This is a genomic window from Microbacterium sp. 4-7, from assembly GCF_014332665.1.
Classification (GTDB): domain Bacteria; phylum Actinomycetota; class Actinomycetes; order Actinomycetales; family Microbacteriaceae; genus Microbacterium.
Genome location: NZ_MCRH01000001.1, coordinates 779639 through 804540, shown reverse-complemented (window position 1 = coordinate 804540; position 24902 = coordinate 779639). Strand labels below are relative to the sequence as shown.

The 24902-nt window shown below is 69.2% G+C and carries 26 protein-coding genes and 1 tRNA gene; 11 read left to right on the top strand and 16 right to left on the bottom strand.

Going from position 1 to position 24902, the window contains the following annotated elements:
* The first annotated feature begins 20 nt into the window (after window positions 1-20).
* Window positions 21-707: a hypothetical protein gene (locus BEP68_RS03910; RefSeq protein WP_056275289.1), complete on the top strand. Its 687-nt coding sequence runs from the start codon at window positions 21-23 to the stop codon at window positions 705-707.
* A gap of 13 nt (window positions 708-720) precedes the next feature.
* On the opposite strand, the gene BEP68_RS03905 is transcribed toward BEP68_RS03910, so the two are convergent.
* Window positions 721-1182 carry a DUF3817 domain-containing protein gene (locus BEP68_RS03905; protein WP_187249272.1) on the bottom strand — a complete coding sequence of 154 codons (462 nt, stop codon included), beginning with the start codon at window positions 1180-1182 and terminating at the stop codon, window positions 721-723.
* Between the two features lie 70 nt (window positions 1183-1252).
* On the opposite strand from BEP68_RS03905, the gene BEP68_RS03900 reads away from it, so the two are divergent.
* Window positions 1253-2170, top strand: a complete 918-nt coding sequence (locus BEP68_RS03900) for a helix-turn-helix transcriptional regulator (RefSeq protein WP_187249271.1) — start codon at window positions 1253-1255, stop codon at window positions 2168-2170.
* A gap of 36 nt (window positions 2171-2206) precedes the next feature.
* Here the strand turns inward: BEP68_RS03900 and BEP68_RS03895 are convergent, their stop codons facing one another.
* Window positions 2207-3409 (bottom strand): MFS transporter, encoded by a 1203-nt coding sequence (locus tag BEP68_RS03895; protein WP_187249270.1) that lies wholly within the window; start codon window positions 3407-3409, stop codon window positions 2207-2209.
* 257 nt (window positions 3410-3666) lie between these two features.
* Here BEP68_RS03895 and BEP68_RS03890 point away from each other — a divergent pair, with 257 nt between their 5' ends.
* From BEP68_RS03890 to BEP68_RS03880, 3 genes are all read left to right on the top strand, one after another.
* Window positions 3667-4557: a serine protein kinase RIO gene (locus BEP68_RS03890; protein WP_056275302.1), complete on the top strand. Its 891-nt coding sequence runs from the start codon at window positions 3667-3669 to the stop codon at window positions 4555-4557.
* A gap of 72 nt (window positions 4558-4629) precedes the next feature.
* A complete protein-coding gene (locus BEP68_RS03885) occupies window positions 4630-6042 on the top strand; it encodes an MFS transporter (protein ID WP_187249269.1) in 1413 nt (470 codons plus the stop codon).
* 46 nt (window positions 6043-6088) lie between these two features.
* Window positions 6089-7009 carry a cation diffusion facilitator family transporter gene (locus tag BEP68_RS03880; RefSeq protein ID WP_187249268.1) on the top strand — a complete coding sequence of 307 codons (921 nt, stop codon included), beginning with the start codon at window positions 6089-6091 and terminating at the stop codon, window positions 7007-7009.
* Window positions 7010-7033: 24 nt separating this feature from the next.
* Here the strand turns inward: BEP68_RS03880 and BEP68_RS03875 are convergent, their stop codons facing one another.
* Together BEP68_RS03875 and BEP68_RS03870 are read right to left on the bottom strand one after the other, a co-directional pair.
* Window positions 7034-8539, bottom strand: coding sequence for an HNH endonuclease signature motif containing protein (locus BEP68_RS03875; RefSeq protein WP_187249267.1), 1506 nt, complete (start codon window positions 8537-8539; stop codon window positions 7034-7036).
* A 151-nt stretch (window positions 8540-8690) separates the two neighbouring features.
* Window positions 8691-9251 (bottom strand): MarR family winged helix-turn-helix transcriptional regulator, encoded by a 561-nt coding sequence (locus tag BEP68_RS03870; protein WP_072592060.1) that lies wholly within the window; start codon window positions 9249-9251, stop codon window positions 8691-8693.
* 400 nt (window positions 9252-9651) lie between these two features.
* Between BEP68_RS03870 and BEP68_RS18425 the strand changes: the two genes are divergently transcribed.
* Window positions 9652-10338, top strand: a complete 687-nt coding sequence (locus BEP68_RS18425; protein ID WP_222839078.1) for a twin-arginine translocation signal domain-containing protein — start codon at window positions 9652-9654, stop codon at window positions 10336-10338.
* On the opposite strand, the gene BEP68_RS03860 is transcribed toward BEP68_RS18425, so the two are convergent.
* Window positions 10335-10919, bottom strand: a complete 585-nt coding sequence (locus BEP68_RS03860; RefSeq protein WP_187249265.1) for a TetR/AcrR family transcriptional regulator — start codon at window positions 10917-10919, stop codon at window positions 10335-10337. The two genes, BEP68_RS18425 and BEP68_RS03860, sit on opposite strands and share 4 nt — an antisense overlap.
* 92 nt (window positions 10920-11011) lie before the next feature.
* Here BEP68_RS03860 and BEP68_RS03855 point away from each other — a divergent pair, with 92 nt between their 5' ends.
* Window positions 11012-11446, top strand: coding sequence for a DUF6069 family protein (locus BEP68_RS03855; protein ID WP_187249264.1), 435 nt, complete (start codon window positions 11012-11014; stop codon window positions 11444-11446).
* Between the two features lie 94 nt (window positions 11447-11540).
* Here BEP68_RS03855 and BEP68_RS03850 read toward each other — a convergent pair whose 3' ends face one another.
* From BEP68_RS03850 to dcd, 3 genes are read right to left on the bottom strand one after another with little or no spacing between them, the layout of a single operon-like run.
* Complete coding sequence (locus BEP68_RS03850; protein ID WP_230100931.1) at window positions 11541-11756, bottom strand: DUF2283 domain-containing protein; 216 nt, start codon at window positions 11754-11756, stop codon at window positions 11541-11543.
* The gene (locus BEP68_RS03845; protein ID WP_187249263.1) at window positions 11749-12183 is read right to left on the bottom strand and encodes a hypothetical protein; all 435 of its coding nucleotides are present in this window, start codon (window positions 12181-12183) and stop codon (window positions 11749-11751) included. The genes BEP68_RS03850 and BEP68_RS03845 overlap by 8 nt, the downstream gene beginning before the upstream one ends.
* Before the next feature lies 1 nt (window position 12184).
* A complete protein-coding gene (gene dcd, locus BEP68_RS03840; protein ID WP_042536862.1) occupies window positions 12185-12790 on the bottom strand; it encodes a dCTP deaminase in 606 nt (201 codons plus the stop codon).
* Between the two features lie 93 nt (window positions 12791-12883).
* On the opposite strand from dcd, the gene BEP68_RS03835 reads away from it, so the two are divergent.
* Window positions 12884-12954: transfer RNA gene (locus BEP68_RS03835), tRNA-Gly, on the top strand.
* Window positions 12955-13017: 63 nt separating this feature from the next.
* Here BEP68_RS03835 and BEP68_RS03830 read toward each other — a convergent pair.
* Window positions 13018-14157, bottom strand: coding sequence for a zinc-binding alcohol dehydrogenase family protein (locus tag BEP68_RS03830; RefSeq protein ID WP_187249262.1), 1140 nt, complete (start codon window positions 14155-14157; stop codon window positions 13018-13020).
* Between the two features lie 126 nt (window positions 14158-14283).
* Here BEP68_RS03830 and BEP68_RS03825 point away from each other — a divergent pair, with 126 nt between their 5' ends.
* From BEP68_RS03825 to BEP68_RS03815, 3 genes are all read left to right on the top strand, one after another.
* The gene (locus tag BEP68_RS03825; protein ID WP_187249261.1) at window positions 14284-14799 is read left to right on the top strand and encodes a TetR/AcrR family transcriptional regulator; all 516 of its coding nucleotides are present in this window, start codon (window positions 14284-14286) and stop codon (window positions 14797-14799) included.
* Between the two features lie 152 nt (window positions 14800-14951).
* Window positions 14952-16781 carry an AMP-dependent synthetase/ligase gene (locus BEP68_RS03820; RefSeq protein WP_187249260.1) on the top strand — a complete coding sequence of 610 codons (1830 nt, stop codon included), beginning with the start codon at window positions 14952-14954 and terminating at the stop codon, window positions 16779-16781.
* Window positions 16782-16798: 17 nt separating this feature from the next.
* Window positions 16799-17722 carry a DUF1295 domain-containing protein gene (locus tag BEP68_RS03815; RefSeq protein WP_187249259.1) on the top strand — a complete coding sequence of 308 codons (924 nt, stop codon included), beginning with the start codon at window positions 16799-16801 and terminating at the stop codon, window positions 17720-17722.
* A gap of 14 nt (window positions 17723-17736) precedes the next feature.
* Here the strand turns inward: BEP68_RS03815 and BEP68_RS03810 are convergent, their stop codons facing one another.
* Genes BEP68_RS03810 through BEP68_RS03780 form a run of 7 tightly spaced genes read right to left on the bottom strand, consistent with a single transcriptional unit; the run spans window position 17737 to window position 24901 of the window.
* Entirely contained in the window at window positions 17737-18675 is a 939-nt protein-coding gene (locus BEP68_RS03810; protein ID WP_187249258.1) for a DUF4862 family protein, read from the bottom strand.
* Window positions 18672-19448, bottom strand: a complete 777-nt coding sequence (gene nagB, locus BEP68_RS03805; protein ID WP_187249257.1) for a glucosamine-6-phosphate deaminase — start codon at window positions 19446-19448, stop codon at window positions 18672-18674. Before nagB ends, BEP68_RS03810 begins: the two co-directional genes overlap by 4 nt.
* Window positions 19448-20131 carry an N-acetylmannosamine-6-phosphate 2-epimerase gene (locus tag BEP68_RS03800; protein WP_187249256.1) on the bottom strand — a complete coding sequence of 228 codons (684 nt, stop codon included), beginning with the start codon at window positions 20129-20131 and terminating at the stop codon, window positions 19448-19450. The genes nagB and BEP68_RS03800 overlap by 1 nt, the downstream gene beginning before the upstream one ends.
* Window positions 20128-21090, bottom strand: a complete 963-nt coding sequence (locus BEP68_RS03795; protein WP_187249255.1) for an ROK family protein — start codon at window positions 21088-21090, stop codon at window positions 20128-20130. Before BEP68_RS03795 ends, BEP68_RS03800 begins: the two co-directional genes overlap by 4 nt.
* Complete coding sequence (locus tag BEP68_RS03790; protein WP_187249254.1) at window positions 21090-22034, bottom strand: dihydrodipicolinate synthase family protein; 945 nt, start codon at window positions 22032-22034, stop codon at window positions 21090-21092. The genes BEP68_RS03795 and BEP68_RS03790 overlap by 1 nt, the downstream gene beginning before the upstream one ends.
* A gap of 15 nt (window positions 22035-22049) precedes the next feature.
* Entirely contained in the window at window positions 22050-22850 is an 801-nt protein-coding gene (locus BEP68_RS03785) for an ABC transporter ATP-binding protein (RefSeq protein WP_187249253.1), read from the bottom strand.
* On the bottom strand, window positions 22847-24901 hold the full coding sequence (locus BEP68_RS03780) for a dipeptide/oligopeptide/nickel ABC transporter permease/ATP-binding protein (RefSeq protein ID WP_187249252.1): 2055 nt from the start codon (window positions 24899-24901) through the stop codon (window positions 22847-22849). The genes BEP68_RS03785 and BEP68_RS03780 overlap by 4 nt, the downstream gene beginning before the upstream one ends.
* Between the last annotated feature and the right edge of the window lies 1 nt (window position 24902).

The window sequence follows — 24902 nt, the reverse complement described above, 5'->3', positions numbered from 1 at the left end:
CGAGGGCTAGGCTGACCGGCATGACGCGCATCTCGCAGGTCTCGCCGCTCGTCCGCCTCGCCGCCGCCTCGGTGGTCGCGCTGGCCGTGCTGCCGCTCAGCGGATGCTTGTATGCGCAGATCCCGGTGAACGTCCCCGACGGCGACGGACCCGATCCCTCCCCGACCGCGATCCCGTCCGAGCAGCCCTCCGACGAGCCCTCCGGCGATCTGCCGTCGTCGATGACCTTCGCAGACGGCGCAGACATCCCGGCGAGCGCCTACATCCAGTGGGGAGACGGCTTCGTCGTCGACGACGGCTGGAAGATCGTCAAGCCGGACGACGGCAACGGAGGCTGGACCTACGGCACGGTCGACGACACGTGCACCGCGCAGTTCTGGCAGGGGCTCATCCCCGACGTGCCGACCGTGGCCGGCGATGACAGCGTGAGCTCCGATGCGATGCTCGCCGTCATCCTGGGCGAGGCGGATGCCGCCGCGATCACCCCGCTGTCGACCACCGGAGGCTTCAGCTACCAGGTCGGCGGCAATGCCGAGGTCGAGAACCGGCAGGTCCTCGGGCAGGAGGCCGACCGTCAGTGGGCGATGGCGGCGCGCGCCTTCACCGCGACCGGGGTCGGACTCTACGTCATCGTCGACTGCACCGGTGGCGACATCGACGCGACGATGGCCGAGGTGATCGACAAGAACGCCGTCGTCATCTCGTGAGCCGGGCCTCGGCTCACTTGCCGCCGGGCGGGCCGACCAGCAGCAGGATCACGTACAGCGCGACGATGCCGACGGCGAGCAGGATCGCGAGCACCCACGGGCGACGCAGGAACCAGCGCATGAGGCGGTCGTACCAGCGCGCGTCGTGCGGGTCGTCGGTCTGCTCCAGGCGCCAGTCACCGGCCAGCCGCCCGGTGCGGTGCAGCCAGATCTCCATCGGGATGGTCGCGTAGGGCACGATCGCACTCGCCACGGCGAGGATCGCGACGCCGAGGTGCCAGCGCTGGTTGAGCGCGACGAGCACGGCCGTCGCCGCATAGGCGAGGAACACGAACCCGTGGATGCCACCGCCCACCGTCACGACGACGCCGGGCGCACCGGCGGCACGGGCGATGATCGCCGAGATCAGAAGGGTCCAGGTGATCGCCTCCGCGATCGCGAGAACTCGGAACAGGCGGTCGGGTGTGCGGAACACGGGACTCCTCGGGTGGGGGTTCCTTCAGCGTATCCGGAATAGCTATGAACGCCCGGGCGTTGCCGAAGGCATGGTGACCGTCGACTCCGCAGCCCTCGGGCAGGTGCTCGACGCCGTCGACCTCCGCGTCGGTGTCGCCCGTCGCGTCGCACTCGCCACCGGCGGCATCCTGCCGATCCCCTCGGGTGCCGCCACCCTCGTGTACATCGCATCGGGTTCGGTGCACGGGCACCCCCCGCTGACCACCGGATGCCGCCTCGACGTCGACGACGCGGCCCAGCTCGTCGCGGTGGACGATCGCCCGCTGAGCGCGAACCTGGTCGCCGGAGACGCGTTCCTGACGCTCGGCCGCGCCGCGATCGCCCTCGAAGCCGACGGGACGGCCGACCTGGTGGTCGTCGACCTGGAGTTCTCGGACAGCGCCTCGATGATCGCCGCGCTTCTTCCCGATCCGATCACCGTCATGTCGTTCGCCGCTCTCGAGCCGGCGGCGGCCGCGCTCGCCGGCAGCATGGGCCCCTCCGACCCCGCCACCTGCCCCTCGCGTCAGGGCGATCCCGTGATCTGCCGGATGATGGCGCAGACCGTTCTGCTCTCGGTCATCCGCGCCTGGGCGGCGAACGGCTGCGCACCGGCCGGCTGGCCCTCGGTGTCGAACGATCCGTTCCTCGACCGGGTGGTCGAGGCGATCCACGAGCAGCCCGGACGCGACTGGACGGTCGAGCGCCTCGCGAACGTCGGCGCGATGTCTCGGTCGGTGTTCGCCGAGCGGTTCCGCAGCGCGATCGGACGCTCACCCGCCGACTACGTCACCGAGGTGCGCGTCGACGCGGCGAAGCGGATGCTGAGCGAGGGCCGCGCGATCAGCGAGATCTCGCGCGAGTTGGGCTACGCCTCGGATGAGGGTTTCAGCCGTGCGTTCCGCCGCCGCACGGGGATGACGCCCTCCGCCTGGCGGGCATCGCAGCTCACCGCCGTTCCGGCCTGAGCCCGGCGACCGCCCTGCCGGGCACGGCGAGACGGCTCAGAGCCGCGCCGCCGCGGTGCTCATCCGGTTCGACGCACCGAACAGCACGGCACCGAGCAGCAGAGCCGCCGCGCCCACGACGTAGACGACCTCGACGCTCAGCGTGTCGACGAGCAGGCCGCCGACACCGGCGGCGATCGTGATGGCCCCCTGGAACCCGACGACCACGAGGCTGCCCCCGGCCTCGAGGCGATCGGGGGTGCGGTGGCCGACCCAGGTGTTGATCACGAGCAGCCAGGACGAGAAGAAGAACCCCCAGACGAGCACGACGATCGCGATGCCGAGGACCGATCCCGACAGGAAGATCATCGACAGCACCGAGGCCGCGATCACGAGCGGCGCGAAGACGGCGAAGAAGGCGAACGTGCGGTCGATGAAGAACCCGAGACCGAGGTTGCCGGCGAGACCGCCGACGCCGAAGAGCGCGAGCAGCAGGATGATCGTCGAGCCGTCGACCTCGGGAATGCGCTCGAGAGCCAGTCGCACGTACGTGTAGGCGAGGAAGTGCCCGAGCACCACGAGCACGTGTCCGACCATGCCGAGCGCGATGCCGGGGCGGCGAACCGTGTCGACCAGGAGTCGGATGCTGGACGCCTGCTCAGCCGGCACCGAGGGCAGCACGAATCTCAGCGCGACGGCCAGCAGCACCATGAGCACACCGGCGATCGCGAACACCGTCTGCCAGTCGACGATCTCGCTGAGCATCACGCCCAGCGGCACTCCGGCGACGGTCGCGAGCGAGACGCCCGCGGACGTGAACATGACCCCCCTGCCGAGGTGCTGCGGGCCCGCGAGGCGCACGGCGACCGTGATCGACATCGCCCAGAACGCGCTGATCGCGGCCCCGAGCAGGAATCGGGCGAGGAGGACGATGATCAGATTGGGCGCGATGGCGACGATGAGGTTCGACACCGCTGCGGCGAGCGCCATCCAGACGAGCAGCGATCGACGGTCGAGGCGGGGGAAGATGAGTCCCACCGTCGGTGCGACGATCAGGCCGACGAGAGCGGTGACCGTGACGGTCTGTCCCGCCTGACCGGGGGTCACGCCGAGCGCATCGGCCATCTCGGTGAGCACGCCGTTCGGCAGGAACTCCGCCGTGACGAGCAGGAAGCCCATCAGCATGAGCACGATGAGCCCGCCGTAGCGGATGCTCTCGGTGCGGGCGGTCGTCACGGGCACGGGCGCGGTCGTCGTCATGGCTCCACACTCGCAGCGCTGCGGCCCCTCCGCCCGACGCGGCGTCCACGGCATCCGACCATTCGTCCGGATCGGGTCTGGACACCGGTCGGCTGCGCACCCTAGGCTCGACGACGCACCGGGGTTCTCCCGGAAGGCCAGAGCGAGAGGAGTGGATGACATGACCACCGTCTCTGTCGTGCCCTTCGCCGACATCCTTCCTCTCGAGGCCTCCCGCTCCTGATCCGCGCGTGGCCTCCCTCTTCAGGAGCCACACCGTGTCTGATCTGTTCGCTTCTTCCGAAGCATCCTCTTCCCGTCTCTCCGGTGCGTCGACCTTCGACGCCTCCCCCTTCGAATCCGTCCCGACGTTCGCCGATGTCGAGCCCGGCGACGGCCAGCGCTGGACCACCTGGCCGGCGATCACCCCCTCTGAACGTGGGCCGCTGCCGTGGCCGGCCTGGGTGGTGACGAGCGCGGGCGCGCTCGACACCGAACTCGGCATCCTGAAGACCGGCAAGGAGGCCGACGTGTTCCTGCTCGAACGGGCGGTGCCGGATGACCCCGCCCAGCGCACATTGCTCGCCGCCAAGCGCTACCGCGACACCGATCACAGCAGCTTCCACCGCTCGGGCGTCTACACCGAGGGCCGCAGCACCAGGAACACCCGCGACACCAGGGCGCTCGCGAAGAAGAGCGAGCACGGCCGGGCGGTCGCCGCCCTGCAGTGGTCGTTCGCGGAGTTCGATGCGCTGTGCCGCATGTGGGAGCTCGGCGCGCCGGTTCCCTACCCCGTGCAGGTCAACGGCACCGAGCTGCTGATGGAGTTCATCGGCGACGCGAGCGGGGTCGCGGCACCCCGCCTGGCGGCGGTGCGCAGCGACCGGGACGAGCTGGCCGGTCTGTACGACCAGATCGTCGACCTGATGCGGATCTTCGCTGCGGCGGGCTTCGCCCACGGCGACCTCTCGGCGTACAACCTGCTCGTGCACGACGGCCGGGTGCGGGTGATCGACCTGCCGCAGATCGTGGACATCATCGCGAACCCGCGAGGCCTGGATCTCCTGCACCGCGACTGCGTCAACATCTGCGACTGGTTCACCCGCCGCCGTGTCGAACGCGACCCCGAAGAGCTGTTCGCCGAGCTGCTCGCCGCGTCCTACGCGTGAGGGCGGCGCGCCTCGCACCGGCACCCGGCGCGCCGTCACCGTCCGTTCACCCCGCGCCGCCAGACTTCGAGCATGAGCGAATCCCCGCAGAGCGGCGCGGTGCCCGAGCCCGCTGCGACGGCCAACAGCGGCGCGGTCGGCGTGATCGGCCTCGACCTGCGCGGCGAGACACCGGCCCCGAAGAAGCAGGTCTACTCGTGGGCGCTGTGGGATTGGGCGACGCAGCCTTTCAACACCGTCATCCTGACCTTCATCTTCACGGCCCTGTACCTCACGACCGAGGCTTTCCTGCCGGCGTCGATCGCGGGCCTCGACGCCAAGGATCCGATCCGCGAAGCCGCTGAGGCCGATCTCGCCTCGGGGCTCGGCCTCGGGTCGACGATCGCCGGCATCGCGATCCTCCTGATCGCGCCGGTGCTCGGTCAGCGAGCGGATGCCGCGGGGCGCCAGAAGCTCTGGCTCGGGATCGGCACCGGCGCGCTCGTCGCCTGCATGTTCGGCCTCTGGTTCGTCGAACCGACGCCCGCGCTGTTCTGGCTGGGCGTCGCATTGATCTCGGCCGGCTCTGTGTTCGGCGAGATCGCTGCCGTGAACTCGAACGCGATGCTCGTCGGCATCGCGAACCCCAAGACCGTGGGCCGCATCTCGGGGCTCGGATGGGGGTTCGGCTACATCGGCGGGATCATCGCTCTCGTCCTGGTCGTCATCTTCTACATGCTCGACTGGTTCGGCCTGCCGGAGGACGGGGGGCTGCCCTTCCGCATCATCGCCGTCGGCTGCGCGATCTGGGCGATCGTCTTCTCGATCCCGATCTTCCTCAACGTGCCGGAGCCGTCGCTCGGGCGCCCCGAGCGCAAGGTCGGCTTCTTCGCCTCCTACGGACTTCTCGTGAAGGACGTCGTCGGCCTCTACCGCAACCCCGAGACCCGTCAGACGTTCTGGTTCCTGCTGTCGAGCGCGGTGTTCCGCGACGGACTCGGCGGCGTCTTCGCCTTCGGGGCCGTCATCGCCAGCCAGGTGTTCGACTTCGCCTTCCTCGATCTCGTGATCTTCGGCATCGCCGCGAACCTCATCGCGGGTGTCTCGACGATCATCGCCGGCCGCTACGACGACCGCTTCGGGCCGAAGCGCATCATCCTCATCTCGCTCGCCTCGATGGTGATCGCGGGGCTCGCCGTCTTCTTCCTCGTGGATGCGGGCACGGTCGTGTTCTGGATCGGCGGCCTGTTGCTCTGCGCATTCGTCGGTCCCGCGCAGGCGGCATCCCGGTCGTTCCTCGCCCGCATCACCCCGGCCGGGCGCGAGGGCGAGATCTTCGGCCTCTACGCCACGACCGGGCGGGCGGCGAGCTGGATGGCATCCGGTGCGTGGACGCTGCTGATCGTGCTCTCGGGGTCGACGTCGTACGGGATCCTGGGCATCGTGCTGGTGCTGATCGCCGGGTTCCTCCTGCTGCTGCCGGTGAAGGCGACACAGCGGGCCTGATCGTGATGGCCCGCGGACGTCGTAGCCCCGGGAGTAGCCTGACCGCGTGACGGTCATCATCGCTTTCCTCGCCAACATCCTCGTCGCGATCGCCAAGACGGTCGCGGCCGTGATCACCTCTTCCGCGTCGATGGTCGCCGAAGCCGCGCACTCGTGGGCGGATGCCGGCAACGAGGTCTTCCTCCTGATCGCCGACCGTCGCGGTGCGCGGGCGAAGGATGCCCGGCATCCGCTGGGCTACGGGCGCGCGGCGTTCGTCTGGTCGTTGATCGCGGCGTTCGGCATCTTCACCGCCGGCTCGATCGTGTCGATCATGCATGGTGTCCAAGAGCTGTCCGAGACCGGCCCGGTCGAGAGCCCGACCGTCGCGTACACCGTGCTCGGCATCGCATTCGTGCTCGAGGGCGCGTCGTTCACGCAGGCGATGGTGAAGTCTCGACGGTTGGCACGCGAGCGCGGATCGTCGACGTGGGACTACGTGCTCGACACCAGCGACACGACGCTGCGGGCGGTGTTCTTCGAGGACCTGGCGGCTCTGATCGGCCTCGTGATCGCGGCCGGCGCGATCGCGATGCACCAGGTCACCGGCGTCGCCGCATGGGATGCGATCGGGTCGATCCTCGTCGGCATCCTGCTGGGTGTCGTGGCGGTCATCCTCATCGGGCGCAACATCGCGTTTCTGGTGGGCTCCAACGCGTCGCCCGCGTTGCGTGATCGAGTCGGGCGGGCGCTGCTCTCGTCTCCGCAGATCCAGCGGCTCACGTATCTGCACATCGAGTACGTGGGTCCGAACCGCCTGTTCATCGTCGCCGAGGTCGACCTGACCGGTGACGCGCGCGAGCACGATGTGGCTCGAAGCCTGCGCGCGATCGAGCGGCAGATCGAGGCGCACGACGTCGTCGAGACGGTGGTGCTGTCGCTGTCGGTCGACGACGAGGAGTCTCTCGAGTTCGGGGCAGCTGTCTGAGTTCATCCGGCACACGCGAAGAGTTCATCCGGCACGCGCGAAGACGGGCGGCCGCCGCGTTCTGCCCTGCGCCGAGGCGCTGAGTCTTGGGGTGCGCCATTGCTGTGCGGGGTCCCACCACCTCGGCCCTCGCACCTGCGGAATGCCGTCATTCATCCGGATCTCCCACCCGGACGTTCCCAGACTCCGGTGGTGCCACCAGCACAACGGCACCCCGTTGTCGGTATGCGTCGGCCCGCCCCTGGCGTGTTCGGTGACGTGATGGATCTCGCACCATGATGCCGGGACATGGCACCCGGGGATGAGGCATTCTCTGTCGCGGGCGATGATCGCGCGACGTTGATGCACGGTGAACACCCGGTCGGTCGTCGTGATCCCGACGATCCGACCCTCGTCGAGGAGAACTCGCTGGATGGTGCCGGAGCATCCAACGTGGGAGGCGACACTCAGAGGCAGTTGGCCCCACGCACCGCTGACGCTCGCACGCCCGGTGCCGTTCACGAGGTCGTTCGCATCCACCGTCACGACCAGCACCGGTGCGGCGCCTCCGAGTGCGGGCATATCTCGATGACGGGCGGCGATCGCCAATGCCGCGGCGAGAGCATCATGACGCTTCTGCGCCGGCGTGCGGTCATCGATGACGGCACGCGGATCGGAGTTGTACGGATCCTCGTCGGCTTCCGAGCCGCAGTCTTTCGAGCCGCCGTCTTCCGCATCGCCGCCTTCCCCGTCGCCGCGATCGGCCGCGGGCGTGAACACGACGCCGGGCATCGGCGGCCCGTCCCCCTTGGGGTTGTTCAGCGCATCGAGGATCAGCTCCAACTGCGCGGCGACCTCGGGCGTCAGGTATCCCTTGATCGACCGCAGCCCGTCTCGCACCCGCCCGAGGGTTATCCCCCGACGCCGGGCAGGCTCATCACCCGGCCCGTCTCCATCAGGGTCGAGCAGCGCGACCAGCGTCTCAGCAAGCAGCTTCAGCTCATCGAGTGTGGGCGCCGGGCCACGGACCTCCCCGTCGGGGCCCGCCTCGGCGTCAGGTCTGATGCCGCGAGCCGCGCGAGCGAGACACGTGTCGGCGTCGAGCCGATCAGCGGCACCGATGCGATGCGACACCTTCTCGATCGGCTCTGTCGCGGCGAGCATCCCCGCGACTCCGATCACCCCATCGAGCAGCGCCTCTCGCAGCGCCGGCCAGCGAGCAGGCAGCCGATCGCCGGACACCAGATTCACGTCGCGGCGGACCAGAGCGACCACCTTGCCGACGCGCGTCGCCTCTCGCACGTCTGTCAGCAGGGTGCGCTGCAGCAGTTCGTTCTGGGTGCGGCACCCCGTGGCATGCGGGAAGTCCACCGCATCCCCTGCGGCGATCGTCTCGACCACCACGGCTTCGACCCGCCGGAACGCCGCGCTCGCAGCCTGCAGCACCTCGACCCGTTCTGCATCCGTAAGCCCCGCGAGCGCGTCGTCGGACAGCACCTGATCGAGGTCGGAGACGACCTGATCGAGAAGGGCACGAGTGCGGGATGACATGACTCCATCACACACGGGGCCACCGACATTTGAGCCCTGAAGTCAGCCTCTTTTCGGCCAGGTCAGAAGCATATTCCGGAACACTGGACATGCATTCCGGAACACCGGCGAGCGCCTACCCACACCGACCGCCAGTACCGCCACGCGCCAGTCAGTTCTCCCAGTTGTCGGCGAGCTTGTTCAGCAGCGTCGCGAGCTGATCGCGCTCCTCATCCGTGAATGCGGCGAGCGCCTTGCCGAGCGCCTCCCGCCGCTCGCCGCGCATGCCCCGAGCGACCTTGCGCCCTTCGTCCGTCAACGCGATGCGCGTGCGCCGCGCGTCGTCGGGGTCGGCCTCGCGGCGCACGAAACCGTGAGCGACCCCCTGTTGCACGAGCCGCGAGGCCCGGGGCTGATCGACTCCGATCGCCGCGCCGAGATCACTGACGCTGAGAGGAGCGGATGCCGCGGCGAGCGCCTCGAGCATCCGCATCCGCGCCGGGCCGCCGAAGCGTCCGGACGGGTCGTTCGCCCACGGCGGCATGCCGGGGTGCACAGGGTGCCCGCGTCCGTGACTCCCCTGCTCGAAGTGGTCAGGGTGGGGTCCGCCGTGCCAGCCGTGCGGCCCGCCCATCCCTCGCGATCCGCGACCACGGTCGCCGGGGCGCCTTCCGCGAAGGCGCGACAGGGCGCGGGCGATGGCCTCGGCGGGGTCGTTCTCTGCGGCGCTCACAGATTGATTTTACATGCGACTTGACATGGATCTGCACTACATGTCACACTACATATACATGCATAGTGACAAGCACATGCTCCCTGACATCTAAGGACTCCACCCATGAACACCTCTGACACTCAGAACACAGACAGCACCTCCCGCCCCTTCGGCTATTGGCTGAAGGCCGTCGACCGCCTGATGGCGGCCGAGTTCGACTCCGCTTTCGACGGCGAGCATGCAAGCCGCCGCGACTGGCGGATGCTGAACATCATCGACGGCACCGCGCCGGCCCGCCGCCCCCTCAACGCACACAAGCTGCACAGCCTGGTCGAGCGCGGCTGGGTCGTCGCCGACACCGACAGCAACCGCGGCTGGACGCTCACCGACGACGGCCGCACGGCGAAAGACCGGCTCAGTGACGTCGTCGACGGCATCCGCGCCAAGGTCACCGACGCGGTCGGGCCCGAAGACCTCGAGACCACGCTGGCCACGCTCCAGCAGATCGCTCGCGCGTTCGGTTGGGACGAGCAGACGCCGCTTCCTCGTGGACGCGGCCGTCGCCGCGGCTTCGGCCGCCACGGTTTCGGACCCGGATTCGCCCCGGGGCGCGGTTTCGGCCGCCACCACCGACACCCGTTCGGACGCGATCACGGTGTCGCACCCGACTTCGCGTCCGAGCACGAGCACGACCACGAATCGGATGCCGAGTTCCGCCGCCGCGAGTGCGGTCACCGCGGACACCCGGGCCACGACCGCTTCGCGGACGCACGCCGCTCACACCACGGCCACCACGGCCACCCGCGTGACATCGCAGAAGACCGTGACCACCGCCATGGTGGTCACGGTCACGGTGGCTTCGGAGACGTACGCCACGGCGAGCACCGCGTCGCCCGCGCGGCGCAGCACGCCTACGAGCGCGGCTTCGACGCCGGCTTCTCCCGCGGCCGCGACGCCTGAGGCGTCACACCCGCATCCGCTGCACCCAGAACGCCCCGTTCGCTTCGGCGCACGGGGCGTTCCCGCGCGTCGGAACCGCACCCCGAGGCAGCTCACGCCAGGAGAACAGCGCCGACCCCGTCGCGAGCCGCGGAGAGGCGCCTAGCGCAGAGCGGGCAGAACGACCTCGTCGACGAGCTGCACCACCGCATCCGATTCGAGTGCGCGCCGCCGCAGGCTGACGCTGCCGAACGCCGCGGTCGGCACGAGGCTGGCGATGAGCGCGACCGGAGCGTCCGCACGCACCTCGCCCCGCTCGATCCATCGCTCGATCACTGCCGTGAGCGCCGCGACGGGCGGTCCGCCGACCACTCGATAGGCGATGTCGCGCAGCTCGTCGTCGCGTCCGATCTCGCTCAGGATGCTGGCGAGCACGCCGGCCGTGCGGTCATCCGCCCTCGCGAAGTGCATCGCCGCAGCGAGGAGATCCTCGCGGAGGGTGCCCGTGTCCGGCACCTCGGCAGCGACCTGCAGCGCACCGACCGCTGCCACGACGAGCTCGGCCTTCGTCTCCCATCGGCGGTAGATCGCGGAACGCCCGCACCGGGCGCGCTCTGCCACGGCGCCGATCGTCGTGCCGGCGTAGCCGCTCTCGATCAGCAGATCCTGCACCGCCTCGAGAATCGACGCCTCCACGCCGGGGTCACGAGGACGCCCCGCCGGTCTGGTCATCGCATCTGCGCTCATCGGACCCATTGTACATTCCGGTATCGAGCAGTACCGTTTATATCCGGTACTACTCGGTACCGGATATAAAAACCACACTCCAAGGAGCCGTCATGGTCACCACCGCCGTCCGCGCAGACCGACGCACCACCGGATCCCGGTTGCGCACCGCACTCATCCTCACCGCCGCCATCGCCGTGGCCATCGCGACGAACTCCGTCGTGGCCCTCCTCGCAGTGGCTGCCGGCGCTCCGGCGACATACGGGCCGCTGACACTGCCCGCCTACGCTCTGTTCACGACTCTGGGCATCGTCGTCGGCTGGATCGGCTGGTCGCTCGTGCGCCGCCGCGCCCGCAACCACCGCCGCACGCTCTCGATCCTCGTGCCGATCGTGACCGTGGCGTCGTTCATCCCCGACGTCCTGCTGCTCGTTCTCCGCTTCATCCCGGGAACGACGGGGAGCGCCGTCATCGGGCTCATGGTCATGCATGTCGTCGTCGTCGGAGTCGCAGTGCCCGCATACATCTGGGCCTCGAGGAGACGCTGAGGGAAGCACTGGCGCCACTCTCGGCCGAGAGGTCGCACGGCCGCGAAGTCCGTGCGTGACAGCGCGTCGGCGGACGCGTCGCACGGCGCGAAAGTCAGGCGCCCGGTTCTTCCGGGTGGAGCAACCGGGAGGCACCGAGAATCTCGATGCCGAGCAGGTGGCCGTCGCGATCGAAGTCGAGAAACAGCTCACCGGAGATGTCGTCGGGCAGGTTCACCGCGACGGTTCTCGCGACCTCGCCATCCGCGATCGCTGCGCCCACCGTCACGTACGCGGCGTCGACCTCAGGGTCGCGTCGCAGCTCACCCACGCCACAGAGTCGCGGCGGCGGCGGCGACATCCGGGGCACCCGCCGACTGCGCGAACGACACCGTCGTGCCGAGGTAGACCGCACCGGCGATCGCCGCCGCGAGCAGCACGATGAGGAATCCGAAGATCACTGCCGACAGCGCGCGGTATCCCCCGGATGTCGGCACCTCAGGTGCCACCGACGGCTGCGCCCAGTCGTCGGCCACCGGCGCCGGATGATCGCCCGTGAGGATCGCCGGCTTGGGCCGCGACCGGCGAGTGCTGGGAAGCATCGCCTCGGGCGGAGGCGGCGGAATGACGGCATCCGGAATCTCAGACTCCGCGGGAGGCGGCGGGATCACCGCATCCGGAACCTCGGACTCGGGCGGAGGCGGCGGAATGACAGCATCCTCCGGTCGGATGTACGGATCTCTGCTGTCACTGCTCATCTCAGCCCCCTACGGCTCCGACGTCGGTCGTGCCGACGTCCGTCTTGTGGAAGTTCTGGAACGAGCGGGATGCGGTCGGCCCGCGCTGCCCCTGGTAGCGGTTGCCGTAAGGGCCCGAACCGTACGGGTTCTCGGCCGGCGACGTCAGCCGGAAGAAGCACAGCTGACCGATCTTCATTCCGGGCCACAGCTTGATGGGCAGCGTCGCGACATTCGCGAGCTCGAGCGTCACGTGCCCCGTGAACCCGGGGTCGATGAAGCCGGCGGTCGAGTGCGTGATCAGCCCCAGGCGACCGAGCGACGACTTGCCCTCGAGGCGAGCCGCGATGTCATCGGCCAGGGAGACCTGCTCGAACGTGGCACCGAGCGCGAACTCGCCCGGGTGCAGGATGAACGGCTCGTCGGGGTCGACCTCGATCAGCCGAGTCAGCTCCGGCTGATCGACCGACGGGTCGATGAACGGGTACTTGTGATTGTCGAAGAGACGGAAGTACCGGTCCAGCCGCACGTCGATGCTCGACGGCTGGATCATCTCCGGCTCGTGCGGATCCAGACCGATGTGGCCGGAGGCGAGTTCTGCTCTGATGTCGCGGTCGCTGAGAAGCACGGCCCCAGCCTAGTTGGCACACGCGGCCGACACTTTGGCCATGACGGATCGTGCGGGTAGGCTTGCGTTCACCCGCTCCTCGGATGCGGGTACGGGGCTGTAGTTCAATGGCAGAACTTCTGCTTCCCAAGCAGATAGCGCGGGTTCGATTCCCGTCAGCCCCTCCGTATATGTAACACCCCGCTCGCTGTTCCCGCGACGCACTCCGGCACCTCCTCGTGGATCCATCACGGACTCGTCGGCGGGTGGTCGAGGGTGATGACGAGCTTCCGTGCCGATACGCCACGGCGAAGGGTGTCGATGGCTTCTTGGATGGCCGAAAGCCCGTGTCCTGCGATGTGGGCCTCCGGGTAGAGGTGGTGGCTGCCCGAAGCGAGAGCGGCAGGGAGATACCCGCCCCAGACGGCCGGACCCACGGGAGACGTGGCGATGGCGCTTCCCCAGATGAATGATGCCCTGATGCCGCGAGCGCGACTGCGCACCTGCAGGAGGGCGGTCTTCGTTCCGAGCGTCAGGAAGAGACGGATGCGGGCGAGAGAGAGACCGCCACGGCGGGGTTGTTCGTAGAACGAGACGGGAGGGCTCGCCATCGCGATCCGCGTGGCACCGGTGGCGCGGGCGATCCTCAGACAGGGCTCGGCCGATCCCACCGCGACGGCGAGGATCCCCGCCACCGCGGAGCCGCCGACCGCTTCGACGATCCGATTCGCCGCTTCCGGGTCGCGATAGTCGAAGGCGGCTTCTGCGCCCAGCCGCCTCATCCGGTCGTGGTTCTTCGCAGAGGCCGTCGTGATGACGCGATAACCGGCCGCTCGGGCGAGTTGGATCGCATTGCCTCCGACGGCTGTCGCGCCGCCCCAGATCACGACGACCTCATCGCGTTGCGCCGAGTCTCCGAGACGGGAGTAGTCCAGTCCCAGCTGCTCCTTCTCGAACAGGCCGGCCGCCGCAGTGGACACCGCCAGCGGCAGGACGGCGGCATCCTCGAAAGCTGTGGTGGCCGGCAGAGCGGCGGCCAGGCTCGCGTCGACCGCGACATAGGTCTGGAAGCCGCTCTCGGAGACGGCATCCCGACCCTTCTCCAAGCCCATCGCATACGCCAAGACGCGGTCTCCGACGACGAAATCGTCCACGCCCGCTCCGGTCTCGACGACCACGCCCGCGACGTCCTCCCCGAGGATCACCGGGTAGCGCAACCATCCGTACATGACAGTGCCGTTGGACTGGATGATCGCATCGAGCGGATTCACCGCCACCGCATGCACCTCGAGCAAGAGCTGCCCCGCCCCCGGCTTCGGCATCGGGGCATCTCGAATCGTCAGGTCCGCATAGGAGGAATCGATCCACGCCGCAGTGTTGTCACTCATTTTCTTGCGCTCTCCGAATCCGATGACATCTCGTGTCATCACAGTCGAGCTTACGACAGTTCGTGTCATCATTGCTGTATGCCTCGATGGTCACCGGATGCTGCACTGCGGTTGGAAGCTGCAGCGATGAACCTGTTCACCGACCAGGGGTACTCGGGAACCACGGTTCCCCAGATCGCCGAGGCGGCGGGACTGACCACTCGGACGTTCTTCCGCCACTTCTCCGACAAACGGGATGTCCTGTTCCTCCGAGATCGCGAGTTCCCCCAAGCGGTGAGCGACTTCATGGAGTCCATCCCGCAAGAACGCGGCGGGACGGCCACCGTGCGCGCAGGCCTCGCGGCCGCATGCCGAGGCCTCCAGGAGTGGCGGGAGCAGATCGCACGTCGACGCAGCATCATCCGCAGCGAACCCGCGCTGCACGAACGCGATCTTCTGCGCAGTCACTACCTCGCGCGCGCCATCGAACGGTCACTGAACCAGCGCGGCATCGCCCCTGAGCACGCACATACCTTGGCCGCCCTCGCCGTGACCTGTTTCGACCTCGCGATGGACCGATGGCTGGAAGGCCCCTCCGATCTCTCACTCGAGGATGCCCTGACTGCGGTGTGGACGGACATGCAGGGATGGATCAACGGGTGACATCGCCCCCACCGCATTCGACTGGACACCGACGGGAGAGTGCCGAGACGTCGACTGGCCGAGACATCAGCAGTGCCTTTCCCCATCCGATTCCTCCCGGGCTCCGAACAGGAGCAGATGGGCCCGTTCTCGCGCGCCCGAGAGGAGTTCCGATGATCGAATCGTCGACCCCGCCGCTCGCCGACCTCGACGGGTATCGCAACGTCACCGACCTGCTGGTCGCACGCGCAGCCGCAGCTCCCGATCACGTCGCCTTCGAGGTCAAAGGCGCGGATGCTCGAGGACCGTGGCGCCCGATCACGACTCGGGAGTTCCTCACCCAGGTGCGCGCTCTGGCCAAGGGCTTCATCTCCCAGGGCGTGCGGGCCGGCGACCGCATCGCGATCATGGCGCCGACGCGCTACGAATGGGCCGTCGCCGACCTCGCCTCCTGGTTCGCCGGCGCCGTCGTCGTGCCGATCTACGAGACGTCATCGCCGTCGCAGGTCAACGCCATCGTCGCCGATGCCGGCGTGCGCCTGGCGATCGGCGGCACCACGGAGCACGCGGTGCTTCTTCGGGCGGCGCTCACGCAGACCGGACGGAACACTCTCGGCGCCTGGACGATGGATGCCGCGGCATCCGGCACGCTCTCCGACCTGGTCGCGCGGGGCGTCGACGTCGCCGACGACGAACTCGAGGCTCGCAGGACCTCGGCCTCGCAGGACGACCCCGCGACGATCGTCTACACCTCGGGCACCACGGGCGAGCCGAAGGGGGTCGTGCTCACGCACCGGAACTTCCTCGGGCAGGTGCTCAACATCGCCGCCGCCTACCGCGAGATCGTGAACGAGCAGGGCAACACCGTCATCTTCCTGCCTCTGGCCCACGTGCTGGCGCGCGGGCTGCAGCTGATCTGCCTGGCCAGCGGCATGCGCATCGCGCACCTCTCCGATCCCTCGACGGTCGTCGCGACTCTCGACACTCTGCGCCCGACATTCCTGGTCGTCGTTCCGCGGGTGCTGCAGAAGATCCAGGCCGCCGCGGCCGACAAAGCCGCCGAGAAGAAGCTCTCGGCGGTGTGGGCCAAGGCCCGGTCGACGGCTGTCTCCTGGGGCCACCGCGCCGAACGGATCGACGCCGGCCGCCGTCTCCCGAAAGACCTCGGGCTCAGCCTGCGGCACCGCTTCTTCGACGCTCTCTTCTACCGCCGCCTCCGCACCGTGATGGGCGGGCGCGTCGGATACATCCTGTCGGGTGGAGCCGCGCTCGACGCCGAACTCTCGCTCTTCTTCCGCGGCATCGGCGTTCCCGTCATCGAGGGCTACGGTCTCACCGAGACGACGGCGCCGCTCACCGGCAACCTGCCCGGCCGCATCGCCTCCGGCAGCGTCGGCTCGCCGCTGCCAGGGCTCACCGTGCGCATCAGCGACGACGGCGAGGTGCTCGCCCGCGGCATCGGCGTCTTCGGCGGGTACCGCAACCCGGCCCACGACGAGGGTGCCTTCGTCGACGGCTTCTTCCGCACCGGCGACCTCGGGCGGCTCGACGACCAGGGCCGGCTCTTCCTCGAAGGCCGACTCAAAGACGTGATCGTGACCTCGAACGGCAAGACGGTGGTGCCGACGCGCTGGGAGAGCGTCGTCGAGGCGGATCCGCTGGTCTCGCACGCGGTGATGGTCGGCGAGGGGAAGCCGTATCTCTCGGCGCTCCTCGTGCTCGACCCCGAGCAGACCCGGGCATGGGCGGATGCCGAAGGCCTCAGCATCCCTCTCCTCGCCGAGACCGACATCCGCGCCGTGACCGAACCGACGCTGCGCGCCCGCCTGCAGCGCACCGTCGACGCCGCCAACGCGCTCGTCGCTCGCAGCGAGCAGGTGCGCCGTTTCAGCGTCGTGTTCGCCGACCTCGACGACCGCGGACTCGTCACCCCGACCATGAAGCTCAAGCGGAGCGTCGTGCTGCATCGCGCAGCCCTCACCGTCGAAGACCTCTACCTCTGACAACCGGAAAGAACACCATGTCCTCCCCCACTTCCTCCGCACCGAAGTCATCCCGGTCCTCGCTGATCGCGATCATCGTCGCCCTCGTCATCGGCGCCCTCGTCGCACTCGCCGGCAGCCAGGGCGGCGCGACCGTCGGCGGCATCCCGCTGTTCGCCATCGCCGTCGCCGCGGCCTTCGCGATCCAGATCCTCGCCTTCATCCCCGCGATGCTTCTGCGCACCGAGCGGTTCTTCGACCTCACCGGCAGCCTCACCTTCCTCGCCATCTCCGTGGCCCTCGTGCTGATGACGCCCATGCCCGATGCCCGCAGCTGGATTCTCGCGGCGATGGTGATCCTGTGGGCGGCACGCCTCGGATCGTTCCTCGCGATGCGCGTGCACAAGGCCGGATCCGACGGCCGCTTCGACGAGATCAAGGGATCGCCCGTGCGCTTCCTGCAGGTGTGGGTGATCCAGGGCGCGTGGGTGTCGATCACGGCGGCAGCGGCGTGGATCGCGATCAGCACGGATGCCGCCTCGCGAGCGCCCATCGGATGGCTGACCGTCGTGGGCATCGTCGTGTGGCTGCTCGGCATGACCATCGAGATCGTCGCCGACGCGCAGAAGTCCGCTTTCCGCGCCGACCCGCGTCACAAGGACGAGTTCATCCGCACCGGACTGTGGTCGCGTTCGCGCCACCCCAACTACTTCGGCGAGATCGTGATCTGGGTCGGCGTCTTCCTCACCGCCGCACCCGTGCTCGCCGGGTGGCAGTGGGTCGCGATCCTCTCGCCGCTCTTCGTCATCCTGCTGCTCACGCGCGTGAGCGGCATCCCGCTGCTCGAGGCCCGCGCCGAGAAGAAGTGGGGCGACCGCGCCGACTACGTCGAGTACCGCGAGAGCACGCCCTCGCTGATCCCGCGGCTCACGCGGCCCGTGGTCCGCGAGCACGCGGCGTAAGAACCGCGACGGGCTCAGGCGCGCGCAGCCGCCCGCAGCGACGCCAGGTTGAGGTCGATCGTCCCGATCACGTCACGCGCGGTCGTGTCACCCGGGCGTCGGCTCACCTTCAGCCCGAGTCGCTCGACCCCACGCGCCGCGGCGAGCGCGGCCGCGACATGGGTGGCATCCAACAAGGATCCCGATGCGGGATCGGCATCCGCGAGCGGCAGATGCCCGTCCGCCCACGCCGGGCCATAGGGCCCGTCCACCGCAGCGGTTCCGGAGAACGTCAGTCCGGCGAGCCGGCCGGTCTCCGCAGCGAGAGCGATCTGTGAGGTCACGGCGTCGGCGTCGCGGGTCTCGATCGCCGAGCGCCCCCAGTTCAGCCAGAGCTCGATCGGAGTGTCGACCGAGAGGATCGCACTGATCTCCTCGTCGAGCGACAGGAACCCCTTCTCCCACGAATGGCTCGTGGTCGCGGCGTCGCAGTGCTCGACGATCAGCTGGGCTCCCGTCCAGTCCCACTGCGCGATCTCGTCCAGGGACTCGGCGAGGCGCGCTCCGTCCGCGTGGCCTTGCGGAGCCGTGTGCAGAGCCACCAGCTTCACGGAGGCGTCGCTTCCGGCTCCGATCCGCCGCACGTCCTCGGCGACGGCACGCAGGTCCGCGAGGGCAGCACGACGGCCGTCGCCGTCGGGTGATGCGATGCCGTAGCGCGCATCCGCGCCGCACTGCTTCATGACCCAGGGCAACGGCGTCACGGCGAGCTCCGCCCCGGCAGGCACGTGGCTCAGGAACCACGCCGGATCATGAGGGTGAAGGCGTCCCATCCACGGCACCTCGAGCCCCGTCACGCCCGGCAATGCGCAGAGCGCAGGCAGGAGTTCGCCCTCCAGATCGGGGTCCCAGGTCGAGTGCGCAGGAGAGACGGCGTAGGAGCTGACCAGCAGCGGCGTGAGCGACTCCGTCATGACACCAGGTGGCGATGCGTCTGCGTGTGCCGGTAATAGTCGACGAGCGCCAGCTGCGAGGCGGCCGCCTCATCGACGAGAACGGTGACTCGCGGATGGTGCTGCAGGATCGTCGCGGGCCATCGGGCCGACACAGGCCCCTCGACGAGCTGACCGACCGCTTCCGCCTTCGTCTCACCGGTCGCGACGAGCACGATTCGTCGGGCGTCCATGATCGTGCCGAGTCCTTGCGTGAGGCAGTGGTACGGGACCGCATCGACGTCGCCGCCGAAGAACCGGGCATTGTCCGCTCGGGTCTGCGCAGTGAGCGTCTTCACGCGGGTCCTCGATGCCAGCGATGAGCCCGGCTCATTGAACGCGATGTGCCCGTCGGCGCCGATCCCGAGGATCTGCAGGTCGACACCGCCCGCCTCGCGCATCGCCTTCTCGTACTCGGCGCATGCGGCGTGCAGGTCGGCGGCGTCGCCGTCGGGTCCGCGGACCGCACCGGGGGCGAAGTCGACTCGCGAGACGAAGTCCACCTCGATCACCGTGCTGTAGCGGCACGGATGACCCGGAGGCAGCCCGACGTATTCGTCGAGCATGAATCCGCCGGCGCGAGCGAGCGACACCTCGCCGTTCGCGACGCGCTGAGCGACCGCGTCATAGATGCGCAGCGGGCTCGACCCCGTCGCGAGGCCGAGCACGGCGTCCGGTCGGTCCGAGACCACCGCAGCGATGTCATCGGCGACGATCTCGCCGATCTCGTCTGCGGGCGCGATGACGACATCCATCAATTCTCCTCGGTGAGTGCGGCGACGAACCACGACGTGATGCTCGTCGGGTGGGTGATCGCGGTGCCGACGCACACGGCGAAGGCTCCGGCGGCAGCTGCGGCCGCTGCCTGGGCAGGCGAGTGGATGCGCCCCTCCGCCATGACCGGGGTGGTGCAGCGCGACGCGAGCATCGCGATCAGCTCGAGGTCGGGGCCCTCGGACTTCGGCCGCTCGGACGTGTATCCCGAGAGCGTGGTGCCCAGGATGTCGACTCCGGCCTGCTCGGCCGCGAGGGCGTCGTCGAGGGATCCGCAGTCGGCCATGATCAGCGCGTCCGTGTGCTCGCGGAGCGCCGCGACCGTCTCGGCGAGGCTTCTCCCGTCCGGCCGCGGCCTGCGGGTCCCGTCGATCGCGACGATGTCGGCACCCGCATCGGCGACCGCTTTCGCGTGCTCGAGCGTCGGCGTGATGAAGACGTCGGAATCGCCGTCCTTCCACAGCCCGATGACCGGAACGGTCATGCCCGCGACCGCTCTGATGTCGTCGAGCCCCTGCACCCGGATGCCGGCGGCTCCGCCGACGACCGCCGCCTGTGCGATCTGCGCCATGGTGCGGGGGTCGCGCATGGCCTCGCCGGGGTAGGCCTGACATGAGACGATGAGGCCGCCGCCCAGCGCGTCGAGGATGTCGGTGAATGTCATATCGCCCTCCAGGCGGATGCTGCCGCGCCCCACAGGGGCGCGTCGTCGCCGAGAACGCCCGGCAGGATCGGAGTGGACTGCAGCGCATCGATGGCGTCGTCGGCGAAGGCACGGAGCATCGGCGTCCACCACGCGTCGCCAATCTTCGGCACACCCCCGGTGATCACGATGCGCTCCGGGTCGAGGATCGTGGCGGCTCCCGCCAGCGCACGCCCGACGGCGGCGGCCGATCCGCTGAGGGCGCGGATGGCGATCGGATCGCCATCCGCTGCGGCGGCCGCGACCCCGCGCGCATCGACGACGAGCGGGTCTCCGCCGAGGGAACGGAAGTGCGCGTGCATGCCGATGCCCGAGCCGATGGCTTCGAGGTGCCCCCTGCGGCCACAGGGGCATCGCAGATGCGCGGCACCCGGAGTCGGCAGGTGGCCGATCTCGCCCGCGATGTGATGGGCGCCTCGAACGGCACGGCCGTCGACGATGAGTCCGGCGCCGACTCCGGTGCCGATGGCGACGACGAGCACGCTCGCCGCACCAGCCGCAGCACCCCGCCGATGCTCTCCTTCAGCATGCGCGTCGACGTCGTTCTGCACGACGATTGGAGCGTCTGGTACGAGCAGTTCCCCCAGTGCCTCACGCACGAGCCGGGCCACAGGCGTGCCCGGCCAGTCGGAGAACGTGTCGGTGGCCGAGACGATCGTGCCGGTCGATGCGTTCACGACGCCGGCCGTGCCGATCCCGACGCCCGCGAGACGCTCGCGCGATCCGTCGAGAAGCCTCCGAGCCAGACCCGCGACGGTCGAGACGACCGCCGCGGGCCCTTCGGCTGCTCTGGTCGGCGCCGTCTCGGTGCGCAGCAGCACATCGTCACGATCGACGAGAGCAGCTGACGTCTTGGTTCCGCCGATGTCGACGGCCAGGACGACCTCGCCCGACGACGCGTGCCCGAGACGCCCCGACATCAGGAGACGACGACCGGCAGCATCCCCTGTTCGGAGAGGATCTGGCGGATGCGGGCGACAGTGTCGACGTCGAGCGACTGCACGGTGTCGGCCATGGTCGCGTGGTCGATGATGCCGCGGGCGTGCATGGCCGCCTTGAACGCGCCGACGCCGGTCGCGTCGCCGGAGAGACCCCTCGGCTCGAAGACGATGTCGAACGCACGGTTGATGCGCTCCTGCTCTGTGCGCGCCTCCGCCCAGTCGCCGCGCTGCGTGGCATCCCACAGCCTGACGTAACCCTCGGCCTCGACGTTCGCGAAACCGGGCACCACGCCGTCAGCACCTGCCAGCGCCATGGCGTCGACGACGACCTCGTGGCCCGTGAGCAGCTGCAGCGGGCGGCCCGCAGCATCGTTCGCGGCGATCAGTCGGCGGAACGAGACGTCGTCGCCCGAGGAGTCCTTGACGCCACGGATGACGCCTTCGCTCCCGAGCTGCACGAGCAGATCGATGCCGAGCTTGGAGTGCACACGGACCGGCACGTCGTACGCCCACAGCGGCACGTCGATCGCGGCGGCGATCGCCCGGAAGTGATCGGCGACCTCGGCGGGGGAGTTCAGCGTGTAGAGGGGCGCTGTCGTGACGATCGCCTCTGCGCCGGCTGCCACCAGACGTCGCGCGGTCTCGATGATGCGGGGCGCGGTCAGCTCGATCGCACCGGCGATGATCGGAACCCGACCGGCGTTCGCCCGCACGATCGTCGTGAGCAGCTCGACGCGCCGATCGTCGGTGAAGTAGGCGGTCTCGCCGGTGGATCCGAGGGCGAACAGGCCCGAGACGCCCTCGGCGATGAGCCGCTCGACGAGCCGCTCGAGCGACGTGTGGTCGATCGTGCCGTCGGGCAGCAACGGCGTGGCGACGGGCGGGATGACACCGGTGAAGGTGACGGAGGAGGATGCAGTCATGGTGTTCCGGTCGTTTCAGTTGGTCGGTTCGAGCAGCGAGGGCGCGGCGCCCAGCAGCGTTCTGGTGTAGTCGTCCGAGGGCGCCTCGAACACGCGGGCGGCGTCCCCGAACTCGACGACCCTCCCCCGGTTCATCACGGCGATCTCGTCTGAGAGGTAGCGGACGGTCTGGATGTCGTGCGATATGAAGACCATGCCGAGCCCGAGCTGCTCCTTCAGGTCGGTGAGGAGGTTGAGGATCTGAGCGCGCACCGAGACATCGAGCGCCGAGGTGGGTTCGTCGGCGACGATGACCTGCGGATCCAGCACCAGTGCCCGGGCGATGGCGACACGCTGACGCTGACCACCCGAGAGCTGGCTGGGCAGTGCCTCGAGTGCCGAGGCCGGGAGCCCCACGAGTCCGATCAGATCGCGTACCTTGCGGTCACGGCTCGAGGTCGTGCCGATCCGGTGCACCTGCATCGGGTCCAGCAGCGCATCGCGCACGGTCATCCGAGCGTTCAGGGCCGTCGCCGGGTCTTGGAACACGACCGACAGGATGCGGCCGAGCCGTCGGCGCACCGCCGGGGTGAACGACGTCACGGTCTCGCCGTCGAAGACGACCCGGCCGCTCGTGGGCTTCTCGAGGCCGACCAGCACCTTGGCGGAGGTGGACTTGCCCGAGCCCGACTCCCCCACGATCCCCAGGGTCTGCCCCCGCTTCACGGTGAGCGAGACACCGGCGAGGGCGTCGACGTACTTCGGCCGGAACAGCGACGACGCACGTGTCTTGTAGCGGACGTGCACGTCCTCGAGCTCGATGACGGCGTCGTTCATCGTCCTGCTCCGATCGCGTCGATGGGCGCATCGTCGGGATGCGCGGCGTAGTAATGGTCGGTTCCCTCGATCCGTCGACGCACCGGCGCGACCCCCGCATAGCGGGTCGGGTCGGACGAGCGAGGAGCGAAGCGGTCGCCGGCGGGGAAGTCGCGCGGCGACGGGACGACGCCGGAGACCTGGTGGAGCCTGTCGGACCCCGCCTCGATCGACAGCACGGCGCCGAGGAGACCCTGCGTGTACTCGTGCACCGGCTGCGTCAGGATCTCTCGGGTCGTGCCCTGCTCGACGACCTGCCCCGCGTACATCACCGTGATGCGGTGGGTGAGCTCGGCGACGAGCGCGAGGTCATGCGACACGAAGACCAGGGCGAAGCCGAGCTCGCGCTGCAGCCGCATCAGCAGCTCGACGACCTGCGCCTGCACCGTGACGTCGAGAGCCGTGGTCGGCTCGTCGGCGATCACGAGTCGCGGATCGCGGGTGAGCGCCATCGCGATCAGCACGCGCTGACGCTGACCGCCCGACAGCTCGTGCGGGTACGAGGCCAGCGTGCGCGCGGGGTCGAGTCCCACCAGCTCGAGCAGGTCCTCCGCCGTGCGCGTGCCGCCTCGGGATGTGAGCTGCTTCATCTGCGAGCGGATGAGCATCGCCGGGTTCAGCGAGCTCAGCGCATCCTGGTAGATCATCGCGATGTCGTGGCCCCGCAGCGCGTTGCGTCGCTTCGGGGTCATCTGCAGCAGATCCTGGCCGTCGAAGAGGATGCGTCCTCGAACGTCGGCCTTCGGGTCGAGCAGGCCCATGATGGCCAGCGAGGTGATCGACTTGCCGCAGCCCGACTCGCCCACCAGCGCCATGGTCTCGCCGGGGCGCACCGTGAAGCTGACATGGTCGACCACGTCGACGTCACCGTGCCGCGGGAACGAGATGCAGAGGTCCTGCACATCGAGCAACGGGGTCTCGTCGCCCGCGTAGACGAGCCGATCGGTGCGGGAGAGCTCGCGCTGCCGCAGAACGGCGAGCCGCTCGGAGAGAGGCACCGCGGGTGCCACCGGCACCAGCACGTCCGGCACGCCGCTCGGAACGGAGAGATTGACGGCGGTGTCGACCGTGACGATCACATTCGTGTCGTCGTGGCCTGCGGCCGCCTCTTCGAGCTCGTGCGTCGACTCCTCGGTGTTCGCGGCATCGGCGGTGATCTTTCGTGCCCGCGGCGACACCATCGCATCGGTCATCCCCTCGGAGAGGATGTTGAGACAGAGCACCGTCAGCATGATGAGGATGCCGGGGAAGAAAGTCGCCCACCACGCCCCGCTCATCAGCAGGTTGCGACCGGCGGCGATCACGTTGCCCCACGACGGCTCGGGGTCGGGCACGCCGGCCTGCAGGAACGACAGCGACGCCTCGAAGACGATCGCGTCGGCGACGAGCACGGTCGCGAAGACGAGCACCGGGGCCATCGCGTTGCGGGCGACGTGCTTGGCGATGATCCTCGGAGTGCCTGCGCCCATGACGCGCACGGCTGAGACGTAGTCCTCGCCGTACTGATCGAGGATGTTCGCGCGGATGATGCGGGTGAGCTGCGGCACATAGAGGAAGGCGATCGTGAGCACGAGCACCGGCAGCGACTTGCCGAACACCGCCACGAACACCGCGGCGAGCGCGATGCCCGGGAAGGACATCACCACGTCCATCACCCGCATGAGGGTCTCGGAGATCCACCGAGGGGCGGTGGCGGCGATGGTGCCGAACACGCAGGCCGCGGCGAGTGCGACCAGGGTCGCGCCGAGCCCGATCACCAGGGAGTACCGGGCGCCGTACACCAGTCGGGAGAAGATGTCGCGGCCCTGGCGGTCGGTGCCGAACCAGTGCTCCGCGCTCGGCGGCTGCACCGGGGCACCGGATGCCAGCGGGTCGAACGGCGCGATCAGGGGTGCGGCGATCGCGGCCAACGCGATCACTGCGAGCACCACGATGCAGATCAGGGAGCCGAGGGACAGGCCGCCGAGGCGGAGTCCCGGAAGCGAGAGTCGATCAGTCAGTTTGCGTCGCATG

Coding starts and splice junctions, on each gene's coding strand:
- BEP68_RS03855 (WP_187249264.1), top strand. CDS start 11,012: ATGGTCACCACCGCCGTCCGCGCAGACCGACGCACCACCGGATCCCGG.
- BEP68_RS03825 (WP_187249261.1), top strand. CDS start 14,284: ATGAACCTGTTCACCGACCAGGGGTACTCGGGAACCACGGTTCCCCAG.
- BEP68_RS03845 (WP_187249263.1), bottom strand. CDS start 12,183: ATGAGCAGTGACAGCAGAGATCCGTACATCCGACCGGAGGATGCTGTC.
- BEP68_RS03875 (WP_187249267.1), bottom strand. CDS start 8,539: ATGTCATCCCGCACTCGTGCCCTTCTCGATCAGGTCGTCTCCGACCTC.
- BEP68_RS03820 (WP_187249260.1), top strand. CDS start 14,952: ATGATCGAATCGTCGACCCCGCCGCTCGCCGACCTCGACGGGTATCGC.
- BEP68_RS03785 (WP_187249253.1), bottom strand. CDS start 22,850: ATGAACGACGCCGTCATCGAGCTCGAGGACGTGCACGTCCGCTACAAG.
- BEP68_RS03780 (WP_187249252.1), bottom strand. CDS start 24,901: ATGCGACGCAAACTGACTGATCGACTCTCGCTTCCGGGACTCCGCCTC.
- BEP68_RS03790 (WP_187249254.1), bottom strand. CDS start 22,034: ATGACTGCATCCTCCTCCGTCACCTTCACCGGTGTCATCCCGCCCGTC.
- nagB (WP_187249257.1), bottom strand. CDS start 19,448: ATGGATGTCGTCATCGCGCCCGCAGACGAGATCGGCGAGATCGTCGCC.
- BEP68_RS03795 (WP_187249255.1), bottom strand. CDS start 21,090: ATGTCGGGGCGTCTCGGGCACGCGTCGTCGGGCGAGGTCGTCCTGGCC.
- BEP68_RS03800 (WP_187249256.1), bottom strand. CDS start 20,131: ATGACATTCACCGACATCCTCGACGCGCTGGGCGGCGGCCTCATCGTC.
- BEP68_RS03860 (WP_187249265.1), bottom strand. CDS start 10,919: ATGAGCGCAGATGCGATGACCAGACCGGCGGGGCGTCCTCGTGACCCC.
- BEP68_RS03830 (WP_187249262.1), bottom strand. CDS start 14,157: ATGAGTGACAACACTGCGGCGTGGATCGATTCCTCCTATGCGGACCTG.
- BEP68_RS03815 (WP_187249259.1), top strand. CDS start 16,799: ATGTCCTCCCCCACTTCCTCCGCACCGAAGTCATCCCGGTCCTCGCTG.
- BEP68_RS03900 (WP_187249271.1), top strand. CDS start 1,253: ATGGTGACCGTCGACTCCGCAGCCCTCGGGCAGGTGCTCGACGCCGTC.
- BEP68_RS03910 (WP_056275289.1), top strand. CDS start 21: ATGACGCGCATCTCGCAGGTCTCGCCGCTCGTCCGCCTCGCCGCCGCC.
- BEP68_RS03895 (WP_187249270.1), bottom strand. CDS start 3,409: ATGACGACGACCGCGCCCGTGCCCGTGACGACCGCCCGCACCGAGAGC.
- BEP68_RS03885 (WP_187249269.1), top strand. CDS start 4,630: ATGAGCGAATCCCCGCAGAGCGGCGCGGTGCCCGAGCCCGCTGCGACG.
- BEP68_RS03810 (WP_187249258.1), bottom strand. CDS start 18,675: ATGACGGAGTCGCTCACGCCGCTGCTGGTCAGCTCCTACGCCGTCTCT.